The 19,697-nt window shown below is 39.7% G+C and carries 19 protein-coding genes, 1 riboswitch and 1 other annotated feature; of the genes, 15 read left to right on the top strand and 4 right to left on the bottom strand.

All coding sequences use genetic code 11. The features are described 5' to 3' along the window. Positions 1-4: 4 nt before the first annotated feature. Positions 5-1,192, top strand: a complete 1,188-nt coding sequence (gene tuf / locus IEU65_RS01215) for an elongation factor Tu (RefSeq protein WP_080519256.1) — start codon at positions 5-7, stop codon at positions 1,190-1,192. A gap of 86 nt (positions 1,193-1,278) precedes the next feature. On the opposite strand, the gene IEU65_RS01210 is transcribed toward tuf, so the two are convergent. Further along, the gene (locus tag IEU65_RS01210) at positions 1,279-1,416 is read right to left on the bottom strand and encodes a hypothetical protein (RefSeq protein ID WP_010279049.1); all 138 of its coding nucleotides are present in this window, start codon (positions 1,414-1,416) and stop codon (positions 1,279-1,281) included. Between the two features lie 139 nt (positions 1,417-1,555). Between IEU65_RS01210 and IEU65_RS01205 the strand changes: the two genes are divergently transcribed. Next, a complete protein-coding gene (locus IEU65_RS01205; protein WP_010279051.1) occupies positions 1,556-2,290 on the top strand; it encodes an amino acid ABC transporter ATP-binding protein in 735 nt (244 codons plus the stop codon). A 119-nt stretch (positions 2,291-2,409) separates the two neighbouring features. Beyond that, entirely contained in the window at positions 2,410-2,850 is a 441-nt protein-coding gene (locus IEU65_RS01200; protein ID WP_010279052.1) for a universal stress protein, read from the top strand. 35 nt (positions 2,851-2,885) lie between these two features. Here IEU65_RS01200 and IEU65_RS01195 read toward each other — a convergent pair whose 3' ends face one another. Genes IEU65_RS01195 through IEU65_RS01185 form a run of 3 tightly spaced genes read right to left on the bottom strand, consistent with a single transcriptional unit; the run spans position 2,886 to position 4,748 of the window. Next, the gene (locus IEU65_RS01195) at positions 2,886-3,653 is read right to left on the bottom strand and encodes a peptidylprolyl isomerase (protein ID WP_010279054.1); all 768 of its coding nucleotides are present in this window, start codon (positions 3,651-3,653) and stop codon (positions 2,886-2,888) included. 2 nt (positions 3,654-3,655) lie between these two features. Beyond that, entirely contained in the window at positions 3,656-4,177 is a 522-nt protein-coding gene (locus IEU65_RS01190) for a hypothetical protein (RefSeq protein ID WP_031941016.1), read from the bottom strand. Further along, the gene (locus tag IEU65_RS01185; RefSeq protein WP_010279057.1) at positions 4,161-4,748 is read right to left on the bottom strand and encodes a phosphatase PAP2 family protein; all 588 of its coding nucleotides are present in this window, start codon (positions 4,746-4,748) and stop codon (positions 4,161-4,163) included. Before IEU65_RS01185 ends, IEU65_RS01190 begins: the two co-directional genes overlap by 17 nt. Before the next feature lie 99 nt (positions 4,749-4,847). Continuing rightward, positions 4,848-5,049 (top strand) — a binding site (T-box leader). Positions 5,050-5,149: 100 nt separating this feature from the next. Here IEU65_RS01185 and leuS point away from each other — a divergent pair. The 12 genes from leuS (at position 5,150) to IEU65_RS01125 (ending at position 19,696) form a co-directional block, all read left to right on the top strand. Next, positions 5,150-7,576: a leucine--tRNA ligase gene (gene leuS / locus IEU65_RS01180; protein ID WP_010279060.1), complete on the top strand. Its 2,427-nt coding sequence runs from the start codon at positions 5,150-5,152 to the stop codon at positions 7,574-7,576. 89 nt (positions 7,577-7,665) lie between these two features. Then, positions 7,666-9,609, top strand: coding sequence for a putative polysaccharide biosynthesis protein (locus IEU65_RS01175; RefSeq protein WP_010279063.1), 1,944 nt, complete (start codon positions 7,666-7,668; stop codon positions 9,607-9,609). A 114-nt stretch (positions 9,610-9,723) separates the two neighbouring features. Then, entirely contained in the window at positions 9,724-10,572 is an 849-nt protein-coding gene (locus tag IEU65_RS01170) for a hypothetical protein (protein ID WP_010279067.1), read from the top strand. Position 10,573: 1 nt separating this feature from the next. Continuing rightward, the gene (locus tag IEU65_RS01165) at positions 10,574-11,488 is read left to right on the top strand and encodes a hypothetical protein (protein ID WP_010279071.1); all 915 of its coding nucleotides are present in this window, start codon (positions 10,574-10,576) and stop codon (positions 11,486-11,488) included. Positions 11,489-11,498: 10 nt separating this feature from the next. Then, positions 11,499-12,047: a LemA family protein gene (locus tag IEU65_RS01160; RefSeq protein ID WP_010279073.1), complete on the top strand. Its 549-nt coding sequence runs from the start codon at positions 11,499-11,501 to the stop codon at positions 12,045-12,047. Beyond that, complete coding sequence (gene htpX / locus IEU65_RS01155; protein ID WP_010279077.1) at positions 12,047-12,940, top strand: zinc metalloprotease HtpX; 894 nt, start codon at positions 12,047-12,049, stop codon at positions 12,938-12,940. Before IEU65_RS01160 ends, htpX begins: the two co-directional genes overlap by 1 nt. Before the next feature lie 228 nt (positions 12,941-13,168). Further along, positions 13,169-14,386 carry an OFA family MFS transporter gene (locus IEU65_RS01150; RefSeq protein WP_010279081.1) on the top strand — a complete coding sequence of 406 codons (1,218 nt, stop codon included), beginning with the start codon at positions 13,169-13,171 and terminating at the stop codon, positions 14,384-14,386. A gap of 124 nt (positions 14,387-14,510) precedes the next feature. Next, positions 14,511-15,494, top strand: a complete 984-nt coding sequence (locus tag IEU65_RS01145; protein ID WP_010279083.1) for a YitT family protein — start codon at positions 14,511-14,513, stop codon at positions 15,492-15,494. 26 nt (positions 15,495-15,520) lie between these two features. Next, entirely contained in the window at positions 15,521-15,706 is a 186-nt protein-coding gene (gene thmT / locus IEU65_RS01140) for a 2-hydroxymuconate tautomerase (RefSeq protein ID WP_010279086.1), read from the top strand. Positions 15,707-15,902: 196 nt separating this feature from the next. Then, positions 15,903-17,204: a C40 family peptidase gene (locus IEU65_RS01135; RefSeq protein ID WP_010279089.1), complete on the top strand. Its 1,302-nt coding sequence runs from the start codon at positions 15,903-15,905 to the stop codon at positions 17,202-17,204. Between the two features lie 74 nt (positions 17,205-17,278). Further along, a riboswitch (purine riboswitch) is annotated at positions 17,279-17,375 on the top strand. A 181-nt stretch (positions 17,376-17,556) separates the two neighbouring features. Beyond that, positions 17,557-18,690 carry an IMP dehydrogenase gene (guaB, locus tag IEU65_RS01130; protein WP_010279092.1) on the top strand — a complete coding sequence of 378 codons (1,134 nt, stop codon included), beginning with the start codon at positions 17,557-17,559 and terminating at the stop codon, positions 18,688-18,690. A gap of 19 nt (positions 18,691-18,709) precedes the next feature. Then, positions 18,710-19,696, top strand: coding sequence for an IMP dehydrogenase (locus IEU65_RS01125; protein WP_010279095.1), 987 nt, complete (start codon positions 18,710-18,712; stop codon positions 19,694-19,696). Position 19,697 lies beyond the last annotated feature (1 nt).

Genomic DNA, 19,697 nt, shown 5'->3' with positions numbered 1-19,697 from the left:
TACATTGGCTAAGGAAACTTACGTTCGCACTAAGCCCCACGTTAACATTGGTACTATTGGACACGTCGATCATGGAAAGACGACTTTGACTGCTGCTATTTCAAAGGTATTGTCTGAAAAGCAAGGTAAAGTAGCAACTGATTTTGCTGAAATTGATAACGCGCCTGAAGAAAAAGAACGTGGTATCACTATTAACACTTCTCACATCGAATACGAAACTGAGAAGCGTCACTATGCCCACATTGATGCCCCAGGTCACGCGGATTACGTTAAAAACATGATCACTGGTGCTGCTCAAATGGATGGTGCTATTTTGGTTGTTGCTGCAACTGATGGTCCTATGCCACAAACACGTGAACACATCTTGTTGGCACGTCAAGTTGGTGTTGACTATCTTGTTGTGTTCTTGAACAAGACAGACTTGGTTGATGATGAAGAATTGATCGACTTGGTTGAAATGGAAGTTCGTGAACTTTTGTCTGAATATGACTTCCCTGGTGATGATATTCCTGTTATCAAGGGTTCAGCATTGAAGGCTTTGGAAGGTGACCCTGAACAAGTTAAGGTTATCGAAGAATTGATGGATACTGTTGATTCATACATTCCAGAACCAAAGCGCGAAACTGACAAGCCTTTCTTGATGCCTGTCGAAGACGTCTTCACAATTACTGGTCGTGGAACAGTTGCTTCTGGTCGTGTTGACCGTGGTGTATTGACTACTGGTACTGAAGTTGAAATCGTTGGTTTGAAGGATGAAGTTAAGAAGACTACTGTAACTGGTATCGAAATGTTCCGTAAGACTTTGGAAGAAGCTCAAGCGGGTGACAACATTGGTGCATTGTTGCGTGGTGTTGATCGTAACGAAATCGAACGTGGTCAAGTTTTGGCAAAGCCAGGTTCAATTCAAACACACAAGAAGTTCAAGGCCGAAGTTTATGTCTTGAGTAAAGAAGAAGGTGGTCGTCATACACCATTCTTCACAAACTACCGTCCACAATTCTACTTCCACACAACAGATGTTACTGGTGTTGTTGAATTGCCAGAAGGTGTTGAAATGGTTATGCCTGGTGACCAAGTGACATTCGAAATCGAATTGATCTCACCAGTTGCCATTGAACAAGGTTTGAAGTTTACTGTTCGTGAAGGTGGCCACACTGTTGGTGCCGGAACAGTTACTGAAATCGAAGACTAATATTATTAGTTTTAAAAGGGCATGCATTGCATGTTCTTTTTTTTTAATAAAAAACAAGTACGCAATAGCATACCTGTTTGGTGTGATTATTTATGTGTCTCAGTCTCGCTGTCTCGACCTAAAGCAGCCGTTCGTGCAACATCATCTTCCTTTTCATTTGGTAAAACGAAAAGGTCATCTATCGGGGTTGTTTGAGTTTCTTCACGATTAACAATTTTTGCCATTATGGTCCTCCACTTTTTCTTAATTTTACATTATTTTTTATGCAAAAATATACATTTTATTCAAATTATAATGTATATAAACTGCATATATATGAAAATCGTGTATAATATAAATTAATAATTCGAAACGGAGAGCGATATGGCTGATTTATTGGTGATTGAAAATTTAACAAAGAAATTTGGTGACAAAACAGTTTTTAAAGATATTAACGTTACTGTAAAGAAAGGTGAAGTGATTGCTGTCATCGGCCCATCAGGTGCAGGTAAATCAACATTTTTGAGAGCGATTAATATGTTAGATGCCCCGACAAGTGGGGACGTTTTGTTCGAGGGAAACCAACTAACCAATTTAAAAGAAATTCAGCTTGATCAGCTTCGTGAAAAAATGGGTATGGTTTTTCAAGGGTTCAATCTATTCCCAAATCTGACAGTTCTTGAAAACATCAAACTAGCACCCCTTAAAGTAAAGGGGCAAGATGATAAAATTGCCACAGAAACAGCTAAACGGTTATTGGCACAAGTCGGACTGTCTGACAAGGCAGACCAATATCCTGCAAGCCTTTCTGGTGGTCAAAAACAGCGTGTGGCAATCGCACGTGCGCTGGCAATGTCCCCCGACATGTTGCTTTTTGATGAACCAACAAGTGCACTAGATCCGGAAATGGTTGGTGAAGTCTTGGCAGTAATGAAACAACTGGCAGAGGATGGCATGACGATGATTGTGGTCACGCATGAAATGGGTTTTGCACGAGAAGTTGCGGATCAAGTGTGGTTTATGGCTGACGGTGGTATTCAAGAAATTGCTGAACCAAAAACTTTCTTTGAAACGCCCAAAACAGAACGAGCACGAGACTTTTTACAGAAAGTTCTATAATCTTATGCCTGCGATTGATACTTAAATTTACTGAAAATGATGTAAGTTATTAAAAGCGCTTACATTTTCGAAGAAATAGCGTTATAATAAAAGTATCAAGAACGATAAGAGGTTGGGTCATGGCATATCAGAATATTTTAGTAGCAATCGACGGTTCAGAGGTATCGAACACGCTAATTAAAAAGGTGATTGAATTTGCTCCAGAAGCGCATATTGACATTTTAACTGTTGTCGATACCAATGGCGGTGGCTATTTTGGTTCAATTGCGATGAGTGATGATGTTGTATATCAGATGGAGCAAGATGCTGAAGCTTCAATCAACAAGGCTTATGAGTATGCGCAGAGTTTAGGTCATACCGATGTCGATGTTCATGTTCGTTTTGGATCACCAAAGCAAGTAATTGCTCGTCACTTTCCTAAGGATCACAAAAATGATTTGATTGTGATTGGGGAAACAGGGTTGAGTCGACTACAACGGGCAATGGCTGGAACTGTTCCATCATTTGTGACACAAGTTGCGAATACAGATGTTCTCATCATGCGTACTTCTGAAAAGTAAAAAAAACACCAAATGTTGAAAATCATTTGGTGTTTTTACTTGGCTTCTTTAATGATCGTGATGTTCGTAATTTTGACAGGATCAACTGGTTTTGAAGCTTCTCCTGAACTACTGTCTTCAACCTTTGCTTCAGCAATTTTGTCTACTACTGACATGCCTTTGATTACTTGACCAAAAACAGTGTAATCGCCATCTAGGCTAGGGACACCGCCTTTTTTATAGGCATTATAAATTTTTGAAGGGTAATTATTGGCGTCGACTTGCTTTGAAAGATTTTTTTTGTTTTGAACGATGAAAAATTGACTACCATTTGTGTCTGCTCCAGCATTAGCCATTGATACGGCGCCACGAATATTATAAAGTGATGTGCTAATTTCATTTTTGAAACCATTACCACTATCAATGCTACTGTCTTTGCCTTTCCAAATTGACTCTCCGCCTGAGCCGTCACCCTTGGGATCGCCACCTTGAATCATAAAATTGTTAATCACACGGTGAAAGATTGTATTGTTATAGTAGCTTTGTTTAGCATGAGTGATAAAGTTTTCAACAGCTAATGGTGCATATTTGTTAAATAATTTGATAGTGATATCGCCATAACTCGTATGCAGCGTGACTTCACTTTCATTCTCAGACACAGTATTAGTCAATTGAGGTAAAGCAACTTTTTCTAACTTTGGATCCTTTTTTGTGGTTGACGTCTCTGAGTTTGATGAGTTAGCGAAATGCTGGTAGCCAACAATACCAGCGATTAGCAGTACAAGAATCACTGCCATTATGATTTGTGGGGCGAATTTTTTCATGATTAAATCCTTTCGATGATAAATGTCTGAGTTGTGGATGTCGTATAGTTAGCTTGACTGAAATCTTCTGGAATAAGTTCTGACAAATAATCTAGCCAATCTTCTGGCGTTGCATTAAATTTTGTAATCAAGAGACCACCATGCGTTAGTTTTGGCAAAACTAACGAAATTTGATCAATCAGATTTGAGGGCTGATCATGTGTGTTTTCTGTATCAGACGAATAATCAAAAATTGCAACACTAATTTGTTTTCGTTCGCCCATATCAGTACGTAATTGTGGTGTAATTTGGTGGCCAAGCAAAGTGACACGTTCTGATAAACCGCTCATGAAGAGTGAGGCGGCTGCGGCGTTGGCGTTATCTTTTGTGGTTGCATAGCTCAATACATGGCCTTCGTTACCAACACGCGTTGCTAAAAAGCGTGTATTAACGCCATTAGCTGTTGTCCCATCCAAAACCAAATCACCAATTTTAATATTTTGTTCAATTAATTGATGTGTAAATGTATTACTTGACGGAATCATCATGTACTCCTTTATTTTTGAAAAATAGTTGTTGACTGGCAAAGAGCATGGTATATGCTATTGTCATGCCAGCTAAGATATCACTCGGATAGTGAACATTGACGTAGACGCGACTAATGGGAATTAAAATGATTAATCCAATCAGCATATAGGAAGCTAAGTGGCGTAGCCAATTAGATTTTAGGTGACGATGTAAAATGATAATTAGGCTGCCATATAGTAAAACGGCTACCATCGCGTGTCCCGAAGGAAAACTAAACCCAGATGCAGGAACCAAATGAGGTGTTGGGCGCGGTCGAGCAATAATATTTTTAAAGATTTGGTTGCTTAAACCCGCAAACACAATCACATTAAATCCAATGAATAGCGTTTCACGATAAAAGTGGTGATAGATGAGCCAAAGTGAAATAGTTGCCAGAATAATAGCACTCCAACTGACATTACCAATACTAGTAATTGTTGTGAAAAACCAGTTATGTTGATGATCGTAATGTTGAATTAATCCTTGCCCAAAGGTGTCAAGTTGTTGTATGAATTTAGTTTTTAACAACACACCAATTGTTAAAGTCATAAAAGTTATCAAAGATATCCAAGGCAGAATGGGGATTGTGTGTAATTTACGCATACAATGATTATACCCGATTGTGTAGAGATGTGATATAATGAAACCATTATAGTCAACATTAGTACGTATGGCGGGGTTGTAGAGAATAAGTGGCGCTGAAAACTTATCAAACAAAATACGGAACTCGGTTGATTGAATTACGGGTGAAACATCAAGTAGTCTGTAACGTTTGCCCGCGTTAAGGCAAATAGAGACGTAGTAGTACGTGAACATAGGTGGTACCGTGAATTCAAATTTCACCCTATGTCATGCTTTTTTGCATGGCATAGGTTTTTTTATTTGAAGCCGGCTAATCTAAAGAGTGCTTGATGTTTCACTTGGAATAAATCACACAAAGGAATAAATTTATGGCATATAATCACAAAGAAATTGAGCATAAGTGGCAAAAATATTGGGAAGATAATCAGACATTCAAAGCGCCGGATAAATCAGATAAACCTAAATATTATGTTTTGGATATGTTTCCTTATCCATCAGGTCAAGGGCTTCACGTCGGGCATCCAGAAGGTTATACAGCAACGGATATTGTTAGTCGTTACAAGCGTGCTAAGGGTTTTAATGTCTTACATCCCATTGGCTGGGATGCTTTTGGGCTGCCTGCTGAACAATACGCTATCAAAACGGGAAATAATCCTGCCGGCTTTACAAACAAGAACGTCCAAGTTTTTAAAAAACAGATTAAGTCTTTAGGCTTCTCGATTGACTGGTCAAGAGAAATTAATACAACTGATCCGGAATACTATAAATGGTCACAATGGATTTTTGAGAAGTTGTACGAAAAAGGTTTGGCATATGAAGATGAGATTATGGTTAACTGGGCGCCTGATTTTCCAGGCGGTGGTATAGTTGTTGCCAACGAAGAAGTGGTTGATGGTAAAACTGAACGCGGTGGTTATCCAGTTTATCGCAAACCCATGAAGCAATGGGTTTTACGCATTACTGCGTACGCAGATCGCTTGTTAGATGATTTAGAAGAACTAGATTGGCCTGAAGCGATTAAAGAACAACAACGGCATTGGATTGGTCGATCAACTGGTGCTTCTGTTAACTTTAAAGTTGATGGCTTTGATGATGAAATCGAAGTTTACACAACGCGACCTGATACTCTGTTTGGGGCCAAATATATGGTATTATCTCCTGAACACGACTTAATTGAAAAAATTACGACGCCAGATCAAGCAGAGACCATTGCCGCCTATCAAGCTATGGTTGCAACTAAGTCTGATTTGGAGCGAACTGATCTTAACAAAGACAAGACGGGTGCTTTCACAGGTGCTTATGGTATTAATCCAATAAATGGTGAAAAATTGCCAATTTGGATTGCCGACTATGTGTTGTCATCATATGGTACAGGAGCGATTATGGCGGTTCCGGCTCATGATGAACGTGATTTTGCATTTGCTAAGAAGTTTGATTTGCCAATTACACCGGTAATTGCTGGTGGGGATGTGAATGAAGCTGCATATACAGGTGACGGCACGCATATTAATTCTGGTTTTTTGGACGGATTAAATAAGCAAGAGGCTATTAACACTGCGATTGACTGGTTGGAAGACAATCACGCTGGACATAAACAAGTCAATTATCGATTACGGGATTGGATTTTTTCTCGTCAACGCTATTGGGGCGAACCAATCCCAGTCATTCATTGGGAAGATGGGACGCAGACACTTGTACCCGAGGAAGAGTTACCACTTCGCTTACCAGAAATGACGCAAGATCAATTGAAGCCTTCAGGTACAGGTGAATCACCACTTGCCAATGCGACGGAGTGGTTAAACGTGACACGAGAAGATGGTGTTAAAGGACGACGTGAGACCAACACTATGCCGCAATGGGCTGGATCTTCTTGGTACTTCTTACGCTATGTTGATCCACATAACTCAAAGGTTTTGGCAGATCCAGAAAAGTTAAAATACTGGATGAATGTCGATTTATATGTTGGTGGTGCTGAACACGCTGTTTTGCACTTATTGTATGCTCGTTTCTGGCATAAGTTTTTGTACGATTTAGGTGTTGTACCAACGAAAGAACCGTTCCAAAAGCTTGTCAACCAAGGTATGATTTTAGGTGAAAATCACGAGAAGATGTCTAAATCAAAAGGCAATGTGGTTAATCCAGATGAGATTGTTAATGACTATGGCGCCGACACACTGCGTGTATATGAGATGTTCATGGGACCATTAACACAAAGCAAGCCATGGTCTGAAGAAGGCGTTGCTGGGTCACGCCGTTGGTTGGATCGTGTGTGGCGATTACTAGTTGATGATGAGGGCAAGTTGCGTGACCATGTAACAACGGTAAATCCTGGCGATCTGGATAAAGTTTATAACCAGACTGTCAAAAAAGTCACAGATGATTTAGAGAACATGCGTTTCAATACGGCAATCTCGCAATTGATGGTTTTTGTTAACGACGCTTATAAGTCAGATGCTTTACCAATTGAGTATATGAATGGCTTTGTACAAATGTTAGCACCAATTGCACCATTTTTGGCCGAAGAATTATGGCAGAAATTAGGCAATACTGAAGGTGTGAGTTACGAACCATGGCCAACTTATGATGAAAATCAGCTTGTCGAGAACACGGTTGAAATTATTTTCCAAGTCAACGGTAAGGTGCGTGGTAAAGCAACTGTTGCCATAGATATTGATAAAGATGCTATGGTCGAGGCTGCTAAAGCAGACGATAATGTCCAAAACTTCATTAACGGCAAAGAAATTCGTAAAGTTATTGCGATTCCTGGTAAGTTTGTTAATATTGTAGTAGGCTAAAAATTTAAACGTTGTGACATTTATATCAATGATGTTACGTAAATCCTCACCTAGGTGAGGGTACATATCAAAAAATGGGGTCACTAAATATGTCGGATGATCAACGTCCAGAAAATCTCAATAGCGGAAATCGTGTTGATAAAATCAATGTGGATGGACAAATGTTAAGTGCTGAGGAAATTTTGGCACGTGCACGCAAACGTGTGCAAAATAAACAGTCACCATCACGCGCCGGTGTTTCAGTACCTCAGTCTCATCAACAAAAAGTGATGTCCGATGCTGATGTTGCGTTATTAAAGCAAAAAAATGATCAAGCGCGCAAAAATATTATCCAAAAAAAGCCTAACTTGACGGTAACAGAGACCACAAATACGCGACCACAAACTGTTGTACCTTCACCTATGCCAGATGTTAACGACAACCAGGCAACATTGGTAAAAGGTTCCGCATGGCTGTCAGTTGGTAATATGGTGTCGCGTATCTTGGGTGCGTTGTACATTTTGCCTTGGATGGCAATGTTGGGTGTGTACGGTAACCGAGCAAATGGTTTATTTACACAGGGCTACAACGTTTATGCTGTTTTTTTGGCTATCGCGACGTTTGGCATTCCAGCGGCGATTTCAAAGATTGTTGCCGAGCTTACTGCCAAACGCGACATTTACCGTTCGAGACAACTCACTCGGCAGTCGATTTGGCTTGGAATTGGTTTGGGCATTCTCTTTGGCGCCATTTTATATGTTGCAGCGCCGTGGTTGTCTAATGGTAATGCTAATGTCATACCAGTACTACATTCGTTGGCCCCAGCAGTAGCGATTTTTCCACTTATGTCGATGATTCGGGGTATTTTTCAGGGGCACCAATTGATGAGTGTGTCAGCGATGTCACAAGTGATTGAGCAAATTGCTCGCGTCGCTTATATGCTTGTCACGGCAGTGATTATTTTAAAGTCGAACCCGACAAATTGGACAGGTGTTGTCGTGCAGTCAACTTTCGCCGCGTTCATCGGTGCTATTTTCAGTATGCTGGTTTTGATATGGGGATGGGCAAAGTATCGTCACATTTTGGTGCAACCAATTGAGAATGTGCAATCGACAAATCATGCCCCAACATTTGGTTTGGTTTTGAATATTTTAAAAGAGTCATGGCCGTTTATTATCATTGGATCAGCTATCACGCTTTTCCAACTGGTTGATCAGTATACTTTTTTTGACATTATGAATCATTTTTTTGCCAATTCAAACACTGAACTACTCAATCAATTTGCATTGTTTAGTGCCAACCCTAACAAGTTAATCATGATTATTGTGCCGTTTTCTACTAGCATTGCAGCTACGGCCTTGCCAATGATATCGGGCAGTAAAGCAACACTAACTCATGAGGATATACAGACGCAATTGAAACAAGTTATGAAATTGTTTGCTTTAATCATGTTACCAAGTGCTTTGGGAATGTATGCTGTTGCGGGACCTTTATATAAAATGTTTTATCCAATTGGGCCCTCAAATCAAGATGGAATCTATTTGCTTCAATATTCGACTATTTTGGCCATTGTGTTCAGTCTATTCATGCTACTATCATTCGTGTTACAGGCATTGTCGGAAGTGTCGATCGTGATGAAAGCATTTGTAGCAGGATTTGTAATTAAAATTGTTTTGCAAATACCGTTAATTCGTTTTTTCGAAGGAATGGGTGCTCTAATGGCCAGCGTCATTGGCATGGCGGTTGCGATCGCTTACATGCTTGATTTCTTGAAATCAAAGTATGGCGTATCATTTAGTACAATTGGGCGTGAATTGTGGCGTATGTTTGTGGCATCTGCTGTAATGGCAGTAATTGCCAGATTAGTCGTTTTCTTTTTCAGCAATTTTGTATTTCCGATGGATACTAAACTATCTGTTACGGTTACAACGTTTGTTGCCGTATTAGTTGGAGGCACTGTTCTGATTATGACTTACCTTCGTATCGGGTTAGCTGATGAATTATTAGGATCTAAGATGCGATTTGTGCCAAAAATATTACGTTCAAAGCGATGAGTAGTCATCGCTTTTTTGATAACATAAAATATTCTAAAGATGGTATTTTTTAGACGCTTTATACGGTATGCTAAAATTAGGTTTTAAACTAGTGTTTCAACGGAGGCATATCAAATGACAGAATCACAAACTGTATTGCAGCCGGAATTAATTAATCGGCTTGATAGTAAGATAATGTATCTTGGACAATTACAGTCCGCAATTATGACTCATCAGATACCGCAAATCTATGAATTAATCGATTCTCAGCAGTTTAATGAACAAATTCGGCAAAGAGCACATGCGGATAGTAATGCCAGCCTAGCACAAATGGTGGTTGACATTCACAATGAGTTAGCTACATTTCTTGCGCCCGAATTGATCCACTATTTAAAGGCACATTTTCAATTTCTAGTATTTGAAGCTATTGATGGTGAGCCCGCAATTTATCAAGTTTTCATAGGTGATTGGTGGAATCATCGCCAAATTGGTACGCTTGATGTTTTGGCTTTGACCCTAGAGGTTGATCAAAAAATGATGTTGACCTTGCACAATGTTTCGCAATTGCCAGATGGGGTGAACAATAATGATAATCAAGTCCGTGAAATTAAACAAATCATGACGGGGTTGCAGGCATTTTTAGATGATGAGACGAAGCGAAAACTTGAGGTTCAAGTGATTGAAGATCAATTAGCGCAATTGAAAGAAAATAAGTCAGGTTTACTTGGACGTACAGACAAGAAAGCCCGTGAAGAGCTTGAAAACAAGCGAGAATTATTGCTTGCTTCTCAACAACGAGTGCCTGAAGTCAAAGAAAAACTGCAGTCACATCAAGCTGAAATTTTAAAATTAGAAAAAGATGATGCGATTCATCGCCTAGAGCTGGAACAAATTTTAACATATTTTGACAGCGTCAAATCATTTGGTGAAAAGATTAGTTATCTTTATGTAGATTATTTAAACGCATTACTGCAGAAGAAGTAATATGACTTTCGATAATTTTGAGTATGCCCAACAATTGAAAAAAGATTTAATGGTGATGCAGCGATGGCAGGTATTAGTTGAAACATTGTCTCAAGCTGAGACAACAACTGACATCCTAGAAGTCGTTGATAAGATACTGGCATTTGATGTTCATGAGGCTACAATTCTTCGTGTTGCCAGTGAGCATTGGTATCCCAGTACGCACTGGGTAACATTGGCTTTCGCGAAGCTCGCTAGCATGTCTTCTTTATCTGAGACAAGCGTTGTGCTGCCACAATTGCAAAAGGTGGCGGAACTGCATTTTGCTGAATTTCCTAATGCATCATTTCGATTCACATCAGCACCTCTTGTAGCAGGTGGTTATTACCTAGAAGAAATTTCACAAAACTTGCGTGTATTGTATTGGGATATGTCGCGTCGTCGTTTTTATCTGGATACTAACCAGTTTGGTCAATTGGTCCAAACAGAAGCATTACAGTTGGCGGGACTACCTGCTTTGAAATCGTTTCAACAGCGCTTGACCGGCATTGCTGATCAGCTTAGAGAAGTGGATTACGATGTCGATGTAATCGGAATTGACGCTAAAAATAGCCTTGATTTAACCATGAGAGGTAAGGATCTACCAGTTGATGTTTTAGATAGTTTATTTGTTGCGGCTGCAAAGCAGCATTTTGTGCTAAAGAGCCATCAAGGACAAAAAACAGGTGCTACGCTACAAATTGCCGATGTAACCCTTGATATTATTCAAAATCGTGATGAGAAGGGGCATAGCTTTTGGCATTATGATATTATAGATAATAGCCAAGATGTGACACTGTATTCGTTACTTCAGCAATTACCATTTTTGGCACAGTGGTACAACGTGTGGTTAGAACAAGTTGGTTTAAAAGATCATCGAGAAGTTTTTGTAGAATGAGAGGGAAATCATGACAATAATCATTGTAATAGTAATTATCGCAATCCTTGTGTTGGCTTGGATTGGTATATACAACGGGCTTGTTAAAGCTAGAATGCAAACCCAAGAATCATGGAGTCAAATTGACGTGCAATTAAAGCGTCGAAATGATCTGATTCCTAATTTGGTTGAAACGGTTAAAGGCTATGCCAAGCATGAAAGTGAAACATTAACCAAAGTGACACAGTTACGTCAAGATGTGGCAGCAGCAAACACGCCAGCTGATAAAATGGCGGCTTCTAATCAATTAAGTGGTGTTTTATCAGGATTTTTTGCCCGTGCTGAAGCTTATCCAGATTTAAAAGCCAATACTAATTTTAACAAGCTTCAAGAAGAGCTGACAAATACTGAGAACAAAATTGCTTATTCTCGACAATTGTTTAACGCCACAACCGCCAACTATAATACAAAATTACAATCATTTCCTACTAATGTTGTTGCCGGCGTTCATCATTTCCAACCTAGCGAATTTTTGCAAGTTCCTGAAGCAGAGAAAGAAGTACCAACGGTTAAATTTTAATGTTGTATCAACAAATACAATCAAATAAAAGACGGACCATTGTTTTGTTGTTGGCCTTTTTTGTCTTAGTTGCACTTGTAGGCGCAGCCGTGGGCTATCTATTGCTTGGTTCTTTGGTATATGGCATTGTAGGTGCGATTATTATTGGTGTCATTTACACAGCAATTATGATTAGTAATTCAACTGCTGTTGTGATGGCTATGAACCATGGTCAAGAAATAACGAATGCTGATCAACAGCCAGAACTGTGGCACGCCGTAGAGGATATGGCAATGGTTGCGCAAGTTCCTATGCCAAGAGTATTTGTCATTTCTGATGACAGTCCCAATGCTTTTGCGACGGGTAATGACCCAGAACATGCTGCAGTAGCAGCAACAACTGGTCTTTTACGGATAATGACTCGCAGCGAGTTGGAAGGCGTTATCGGACATGAAATGAGTCATGTTCGTAACTATGATATTCGTATCTCTACAATAGCTTTAGCATTGTCGGCCGCTATTACCTTACTCACCAATATTGGTGGCAACTGGTGGTTTTGGGGAAGTGGGGAAAGGCGCAGAGACAATGATCGCAACAATAGTGGTGGGCTGCAGGCAATCCTGATGATATTTTCGATTTTGATGATGGTACTTGCGCCACTAGCTGCAGCAGCCGTACAAATGGCTATTTCTCGAAATAGAGAATACTTAGCTGACGCTGGCAGTGTTGAACTGACAAGAAATCCACAAGGATTAATATCAGCTTTGCGAAAATTAGGTGGTTCAGAACCAATGCAGGATGTCGATCCATCGTCAGCAGCGCTATATATAAGCAACCCTTTAAAAAATAAAGAACATTTATTCGATACACACCCACCAATTGAAGAACGAATTGCGCGGTTAGAAAAAATGTAATCCTCTAGTTAGCGTCCATTTATTGGACGTTTTTTTGTTTCAAAATCATTAAAGTTTGTTTTGTGATATGATTTTTTAAATATAAACTAACTATAGTTCGCAAAATAACCGTATTTTATATTTATTAATAATACAATATACGTAAAATGCTTTACAATATTATTGCAAATATGGTTAAATATAAAAGTAACAAATTCAGGGTATAAAACACACGGGAGAAATAATCCAATGGAAAATAAATGGTTACGAGCTGCCTTACCGGCACTTCTAATTCATGGCAGTATAGGCACAGTCTATGCCTGGAGTGTTTTTAAACAATCAGTTGCAGATTATATTGGTGCCAGCGTACCTGATGTGGAATGGGCATTTTCTATCGCAATATTATTTTTAGGACTTTCCGCTGCTGTATTGGGACACTATGTTGAAAAAAATATTAAGCGGTCGGCGTTGTTAGCAACATTATTTTTTGTGGCTGGTATGTTAGGAACAGGTTTTAGCATTCAACAGCGATCATTAATCGGTATTTATATTTTTTACGGTATTGTGATGGGTATTGGCTTAGGAATTGGTTATCTGACTCCAGTCAAAAATTTGATGCTATGGTTCAAAGATAATAAGGGATTGGGAACCGGCTTGGCGGTTGCGGGATTTGGTCTTGCGAAAATGGTGTTTTCTCCTGTTATGATGACTTTGCAAAAATCAATTGGTTTATGGCAGATGTTTATCTTTTTGTCGGTAGTCTTTGCAATCATGATGTTGATTGGAACTCTACTAATTCATAAACCAATTGATTGGCAAGAAAAACCGCTACAAAAACCATTCCAACCACTAAAAGTAATGGGGAACATGACATTTGTTGGGATTTGGTTGATGTTTTATCTGAATATAACAGCAGGTTTAGCGATTATTTCACAAGAAAAAGATATTTTATCTAATTTAACATTACAAAACGGGAGCGCGGTATTTTCACTTGGCGCGATCACTACTATTTTGAGCGTTGATGCTTTCTTTAATGCTGCAGGTCGAATTGGTTTTGCGACATTATCTGATCGGCTTAAAGATAGAAACAGTGTTTATCAGTTGATTTTCGGCATTTCAATTGTGATGTCCTTACTGTCTTATTTTTTGCCTAGTGGTAACTTTTTAATGCCAATTATATTGGTTGGAACATTCTTTTTAATTAATGCTGGTTATGGTGGCGGCTTTTCGGCCTTGCCACCTCTACTAGCAGATCGCTTTGGTATGAATGCAATCTCAAAAATCCATGGGTTAGCACTAACCGCTTGGGCAGCTGCTGGTCTTTCTGGTAATCAATTAGCGAGTTATATTGTGCACGTCTTAGGCATGCCATATCAAACTGTCTTTTTGGCAATTAGCATTTTGTATATTATTGCCTATCTGATTTCACGATTTATGGTAAAACCAACCAAAATGTTGATCGTTTAACTTTAAATGTACCGGAAATGAGTCTATTTTTTAGTGACTAATTTCATGTAAAAAGCATACAAAGCAAACACAATTTGATATGATTAGTAGGTAAGTGACCACGTATTTTAGGAGAATCATATCAATGGCAAATATTCAATTTAATTGGCGCAAAATCTTTTTAACAACCGTTGTATTCATTGTCAGTTCTATCATTCAAGTTATTTCGCTGAATGCATTTTTAATTCCTAATAATATTTTTTCAAGTGGTTTTAATGGTATTGCACAGTTGCTGTCATTGTTTGCGCAACATACTTTTCATATGAACATTCAAACTGGAACGTTTATGATGGTGTTTAACATACCAATTGGAATTGTTGGTTGGAAATTAATTGGTGGTAAGTTTACGATTTTAAGCTTTTTAAATGCCATATTTGTGTCAACAATTCAAATTATAGCACCGACAAAAGCGTTGACGACTGATCCAATGTTAGCAGCACTATTTGGTGGACTACTGTTAGGTGTTGCAATTGGTTTGGCAATGCGGTATGGCTTTTCGACTGGTGGCATGGACATTGTTGCCATGGTTGTTCAAAAGCGAACAGGAAAATCAGTTGGCGCGTTGATGAATATCATTAACTGTGTTGTTGTTATTGTTGCCGGTTTCTTCATTGGTTGGCAAAATGCCCTATTTACGTTAATTGGTATTTACGCAACAGGTCGAGTTGTGGATACTCTGTATACGGGATATCAGAAATTAACTGCGATGATTGTCACCGCAAAAGGGGATGACGTTGTAGAAGCTCTTCATAAAGATTTGATACGTGGTATTACTATTCTGCCATCTAAAGGTGCTTACACAAAAAGAGAATCCACTACCTTGATGATGGTGATTTCTCGCTACGAATTATTTGAAATGCAAGAAATTGTCCATCGCGCTGATCCTAAGGCCTTTGTTAATTTATTGAACACAGTTAATGTGTCAGGTGAGTTCTTAGATTCTGACAGACAATTACAAATGAAAAAAGCTATTGCTGTTCCAAAAGTTGAAACGATTGAGGCACAGATTGAAGCTGAGAAACAACTAGAATCCCAGCTTGAAAATGTGACTGATAATCAGGTAAAATAGATTTTAAATATTAAGGAGGGCTATTTATGCCTATCGTACAAGTTGAACTACTAGAAGGACGTTCACACGAACAACTCGCTAAAATGGTTAAAGATATCACTGATGTAATCGTTGCCGATGCTGGGGCTTCACGTGAAGCCGTACATGTCATTTTAAGAGAAATGCCAAAAGACCACTACGCAGTCGGTGGCGTTTTGAAGAGTGACCAATAAGTCATTAAAAAACAATCCCATGGGGTTGTTTTTTTGTGTAATGTTATCAAAATGTGACAATTTGATGAAATAATCAAGTTTTGGTATTTTCTTAAGGTTTTACGTGATAAACTTAATATGTTAAGAGAAACTTAAGATTTGAGAATTTTGTCAAAGTGGCTATGGCTGTTTTGATATAGGCAGAAAGGGTGAATATATGGAACGTCTGGATAAAAAAATTATTGCTTCTGGCCTTGGCGTGCTCGGACTTGTTGGTGTTGGTTCAAGTATTGTCAATGCTGATCAAGTGAAAAACGCAGTGGACAAAGCCGTAAGCTCAGTTGCTGAAGCAACTGGTTTAGTGCACACGAATGAGGTCAGTTTGTCAAAGACAAATTTGACGATTCCAAAAGATAAGGTGTTACACGTTAACACGCCAGCAGAAACGAAAGCGGCGCAGACTAATACTAAAAAGAAAACCACTACATACCGCGTCAAAGCGGGTGATTCACTCTGGTCAATTGCGCAAGCTCATAAAGTGAGTGTAGATACATTAGTTGCAAACAACAATAATTCTGATTTGATTTCTGCCGGTCAAATTTTGACTTTACCAACAGATGAATCAGTATCTCAGAATGCTACATCTGTGGTACCTGAAGTGGTTTCTACCACTTCAACAGGAACAAGTTCAGACAGTTCATTAGATACTAGTTTGAGTAGTGCTGATGTGGCTTCTCCTGCTAATGAGGTTAGTACAGGGACAACTACTGACGCTACTGACCTAACATCGACTGTTGTCGCAGTAGCTAGTAAGCCAGTGGCTTCCGACGCTTCAGTTTCAAGCGCAGCTGCTATGACGTCTGTGGTGAGTGCCGCTTCTTCTACGGCGCCTGCAACAGATGTTGCCATCAGCGCTAATGTGGCAACACCTGTCACATCGTCATCTGCTGATATACCGGTTTCTGAAGCAACTACGGCGTCAGTTGCATCTAATGTCAGCGAGGCAAGCCAAGAATCAGCTGCCTCTGCAACGGCAAGTTCAAACGCCTCATCAGCTGCCTCTGCAACACAAGGTTCAAGCGCCTTATCAACTACGCCACAGTCTGAACAATCAGAGACTGCAACACCAGCGGCCAATCAAAATGTTACAGCTGCAAGTGCGGCGATTGTTTCATTAGCTAAGCAATTAGCAACTCAAAATATTCCGTACGTGTGGGCTGGTTCTACACCACAAACAGGTTTTGATTGCTCTGGTTTGGTCAGCTATGTATTCCAAAATGCGGCTGGTATTTCGTTGCCCCATTCATCTGTTGCACAAGAGTCTTACACAAAAACTAAAGCAGTTTCACAGGCACAACCTGGTGACTTGCTGTTCTGGGGAACCAAGGGCGCATCGTATCATGTGGCCATTTACATTGGAGGAAATCAATACGTTGCTGCGCCACAACCAGGAATGAACGTCCGCGTGGAAACAATTTCGGCGAACTTTATGCCTAGTTTTGCAGGCAGTGTACAATAATTTATGTAAAAGCAACTGTTTGTTCTGATCTGACCAGTTGCTTTTTCTCATAAAAGCGTGTAACATGAAACCAATAATTAAAACATTACTTTGCAGATATAGTGCTGGAAAATGGCCAGCAGTTTCTACCACGCACCAAACGTCGTGACTATCCGCAAGTGTTTTTGACCGTTCAAAAGCACTTGTGGATCTGTGTATCCCAAGTGTTTTTTTATTTGTATTTTTGGCGGATCTGCTGACAATTTTGTTGGCAAAAAGGCCTGATTAGCGAAAGTATATTACAACGATTTCTCAATTGGTTTTATAATGAGCGACGGTGTGATCTACGACTATAATTTTTTTGGAGAATGTGATGGAAAAGTTTAATTCAAAAGGTAAATTCGTCCCAATGGGATTAACGTTTGAAGATGTCAAGCTAGTGCCAGAAAAAAATTCGCCAGTCAAGGCGGATGAGGTTGCTTTAGGAATCGATTTGACACCTACGTTGCATTTGCATATCCCGCTGCTTTCTGCTGCAATGGATACGGTGACCGAGGCAAGATTTGCCATTGAAATTGCTAAATTGGGCGGATTAGGTGTCATTCATAAGAATATGACGATTGCGCAACAGGCTGAACAAGTACGCCAGGTTAAAACAGCAAAATTTGATCACCAAGCCTATGCTCAGGCTGCTGTAGATGCCGATGGTCATTTGCTGGTTGCTGGTGCAGTTGGCGTGACAAATGACACTGTTGATCGTGTTGCGGCTATGGCAGACGCTGGTGTTGATGCAATTGTTTTAGATTCTGCTCATGGGCACTCAGAAGGCGTTTTGCGTAAGGTTTCAGAAGTACGTCAAGCTTTTCCAAAACTCAACATCATTGCTGGTAATATTGCGACACGTGAAGGCGCTGCGGCGTTATATGATGCCGGAGCGGATGTTGTCAAAGTAGGCATTGGTCCTGGTTCAATTTGCACGACTCGAGTTGTAGCAGGTATTGGTGTACCACAAATTTCTGCTGTACGTGAAGCTGCAAAAGAAGCTGCTGTGCGGGGTAAAAAAATCATAGCTGATGGTGGTGCCAAAACACCTGAAGATATTATCAAAGCAATGGTTTCAGGTGGTAATGCGGTTATGCTTGGATCAATGTTTTCAGGCACAGAAGAAACACCAGGTGATTCATTTGAAGATAATGGTCATCTTTATAAGAGTTATCGTGGTATGGGATCAATTGCGGCTATGGAAAATGGATCGAAAGACCGTTATTTCCAAGGGGAAGTCAATGAAGCTAACAAAATGGTACCCGAAGGTATTGAAGCAAGAGTGGCCTATAAAGGTGCACTAGTGGATGTGTTAAATGATATTTTGACAGGTATGCGTCAAGAAATGGCCTCATTAGGTGAATCAGCGGTAACTGGATTAGTGGCAAATGGACATTTAGCAAAATCAACGCAAGCTGTTGATTTTGAAGCTCTGTTGACACAAAAAGCATACACTGTTCTTTAAATTATTCTTAGGAGAAATCATGTCTGAATCAACTCAATTTATCGGCCTTGGTTATGATCAAGCTTTACTTGTACCGGGCGCCTCAAATGTTTTACCACATACAGTATCATTAGCCAGTCATTTATCACCAAATTTTAAATTAAATATACCACTAATTTCTGAGGCTTATGATGCTGAAACAGATCAACGTGTTGTACCAATTGCACTTAATGGTGGTTTGGGTATCTTTGTGCAACAAGAATCGGTGGATGAACAAGTTGAATTAGTCAAATCAGCAAAAGCTACTGTTATTGACGAACAAAAATTTCCAAATGCTTTAACAGATGAACAAGGAAAATTAGTTGTTGGTGCTGAAGTTTGGTTGGGCGCTGAAGCCAACCAACGGGTAGATGCTCTGATCAATGCTGGTGTCAATGCTATTTTCTTCTACTTGCATGCTGATTTGGATGATAGTGCAACAGCAATTATTAAAGCAACAAAACAAACACACCCAGAATTGTTGGTAGCTGTTGGTGTTGTCGAAGATCCTAATGTTGCTGCGCAAATCTATGAAGCTGGAGCAGATGCTGTTCTCGCAGGACGATGCGTCAACTCACCTTTGCCAAATGATTTGACTTATCCATTTTTGACAGTGACAATGGGCATAGCAGATGTGGCATCAAATTATGACAATAAATCAGTCATTGCCGTTGGCGGTGTCCATTATTCTGGGGATGTCGTGAAGGCATTGGCTGCTGGAGCAGATGCAACGCTTGTTTCTGATTTGTTAAAAGGCGAAGTTCTTGAAGCAGATGGCTCATTTAAGGGCGGTGATATGGCAATTGATGATGCCATCTTCCAAACTGATGGTGGCCTTCGAGCTGGCATGGGCTATACTGGTTCTGCAACAATTCAAGATTTAAAATTACATGCTAAATTTGTGCAGATTACAGATAATGGTCTGCGTGAGTCACATCCGCATGATGTTGAAATCACGAAACAAGCCCCTAACTACGCGAAAGGATAAT

Origin of the sequence: Leuconostoc pseudomesenteroides KCTC 3652, from assembly GCF_014634745.1 — a bacterium.
Taxonomy (GTDB): domain Bacteria; phylum Bacillota; class Bacilli; order Lactobacillales; family Lactobacillaceae; genus Leuconostoc; species Leuconostoc pseudomesenteroides.
This window is presented reverse-complemented; position numbering and strand designations above follow the sequence as displayed.

Excerpts from the sequence above, each read along its gene's own strand:
- IEU65_RS01160 (WP_010279073.1), top strand. The coding sequence starts at position 11,499 with ATGACAATAATCATTGTAATAGTAATTATCGCAATCCTTGTGTTGGCT.
- guaB (WP_010279092.1), top strand. The coding sequence starts at position 17,557 with ATGGAAAAGTTTAATTCAAAAGGTAAATTCGTCCCAATGGGATTAACG.
- IEU65_RS01150 (WP_010279081.1), top strand. The coding sequence starts at position 13,169 with ATGGAAAATAAATGGTTACGAGCTGCCTTACCGGCACTTCTAATTCAT.
- leuS (WP_010279060.1), top strand. The coding sequence starts at position 5,150 with ATGGCATATAATCACAAAGAAATTGAGCATAAGTGGCAAAAATATTGG.
- IEU65_RS01195 (WP_010279054.1), bottom strand. The coding sequence starts at position 3,653 with ATGAAAAAATTCGCCCCACAAATCATAATGGCAGTGATTCTTGTACTG.
- IEU65_RS01170 (WP_010279067.1), top strand. The coding sequence starts at position 9,724 with ATGACAGAATCACAAACTGTATTGCAGCCGGAATTAATTAATCGGCTT.
- IEU65_RS01125 (WP_010279095.1), top strand. The coding sequence starts at position 18,710 with ATGTCTGAATCAACTCAATTTATCGGCCTTGGTTATGATCAAGCTTTA.
- thmT (WP_010279086.1), top strand. The coding sequence starts at position 15,521 with ATGCCTATCGTACAAGTTGAACTACTAGAAGGACGTTCACACGAACAA.
- IEU65_RS01165 (WP_010279071.1), top strand. The coding sequence starts at position 10,574 with ATGACTTTCGATAATTTTGAGTATGCCCAACAATTGAAAAAAGATTTA.
- IEU65_RS01210 (WP_010279049.1), bottom strand. The coding sequence starts at position 1,416 with ATGGCAAAAATTGTTAATCGTGAAGAAACTCAAACAACCCCGATAGAT.
- IEU65_RS01175 (WP_010279063.1), top strand. The coding sequence starts at position 7,666 with ATGTCGGATGATCAACGTCCAGAAAATCTCAATAGCGGAAATCGTGTT.
- htpX (WP_010279077.1), top strand. The coding sequence starts at position 12,047 with ATGTTGTATCAACAAATACAATCAAATAAAAGACGGACCATTGTTTTG.
- IEU65_RS01190 (WP_031941016.1), bottom strand. The coding sequence starts at position 4,177 with ATGATTCCGTCAAGTAATACATTTACACATCAATTAATTGAACAAAAT.
- IEU65_RS01135 (WP_010279089.1), top strand. The coding sequence starts at position 15,903 with ATGGAACGTCTGGATAAAAAAATTATTGCTTCTGGCCTTGGCGTGCTC.
- IEU65_RS01200 (WP_010279052.1), top strand. The coding sequence starts at position 2,410 with ATGGCATATCAGAATATTTTAGTAGCAATCGACGGTTCAGAGGTATCG.
- IEU65_RS01145 (WP_010279083.1), top strand. The coding sequence starts at position 14,511 with ATGGCAAATATTCAATTTAATTGGCGCAAAATCTTTTTAACAACCGTT.
- IEU65_RS01205 (WP_010279051.1), top strand. The coding sequence starts at position 1,556 with ATGGCTGATTTATTGGTGATTGAAAATTTAACAAAGAAATTTGGTGAC.
- IEU65_RS01185 (WP_010279057.1), bottom strand. The coding sequence starts at position 4,748 with ATGACTTTAACAATTGGTGTGTTGTTAAAAACTAAATTCATACAACAA.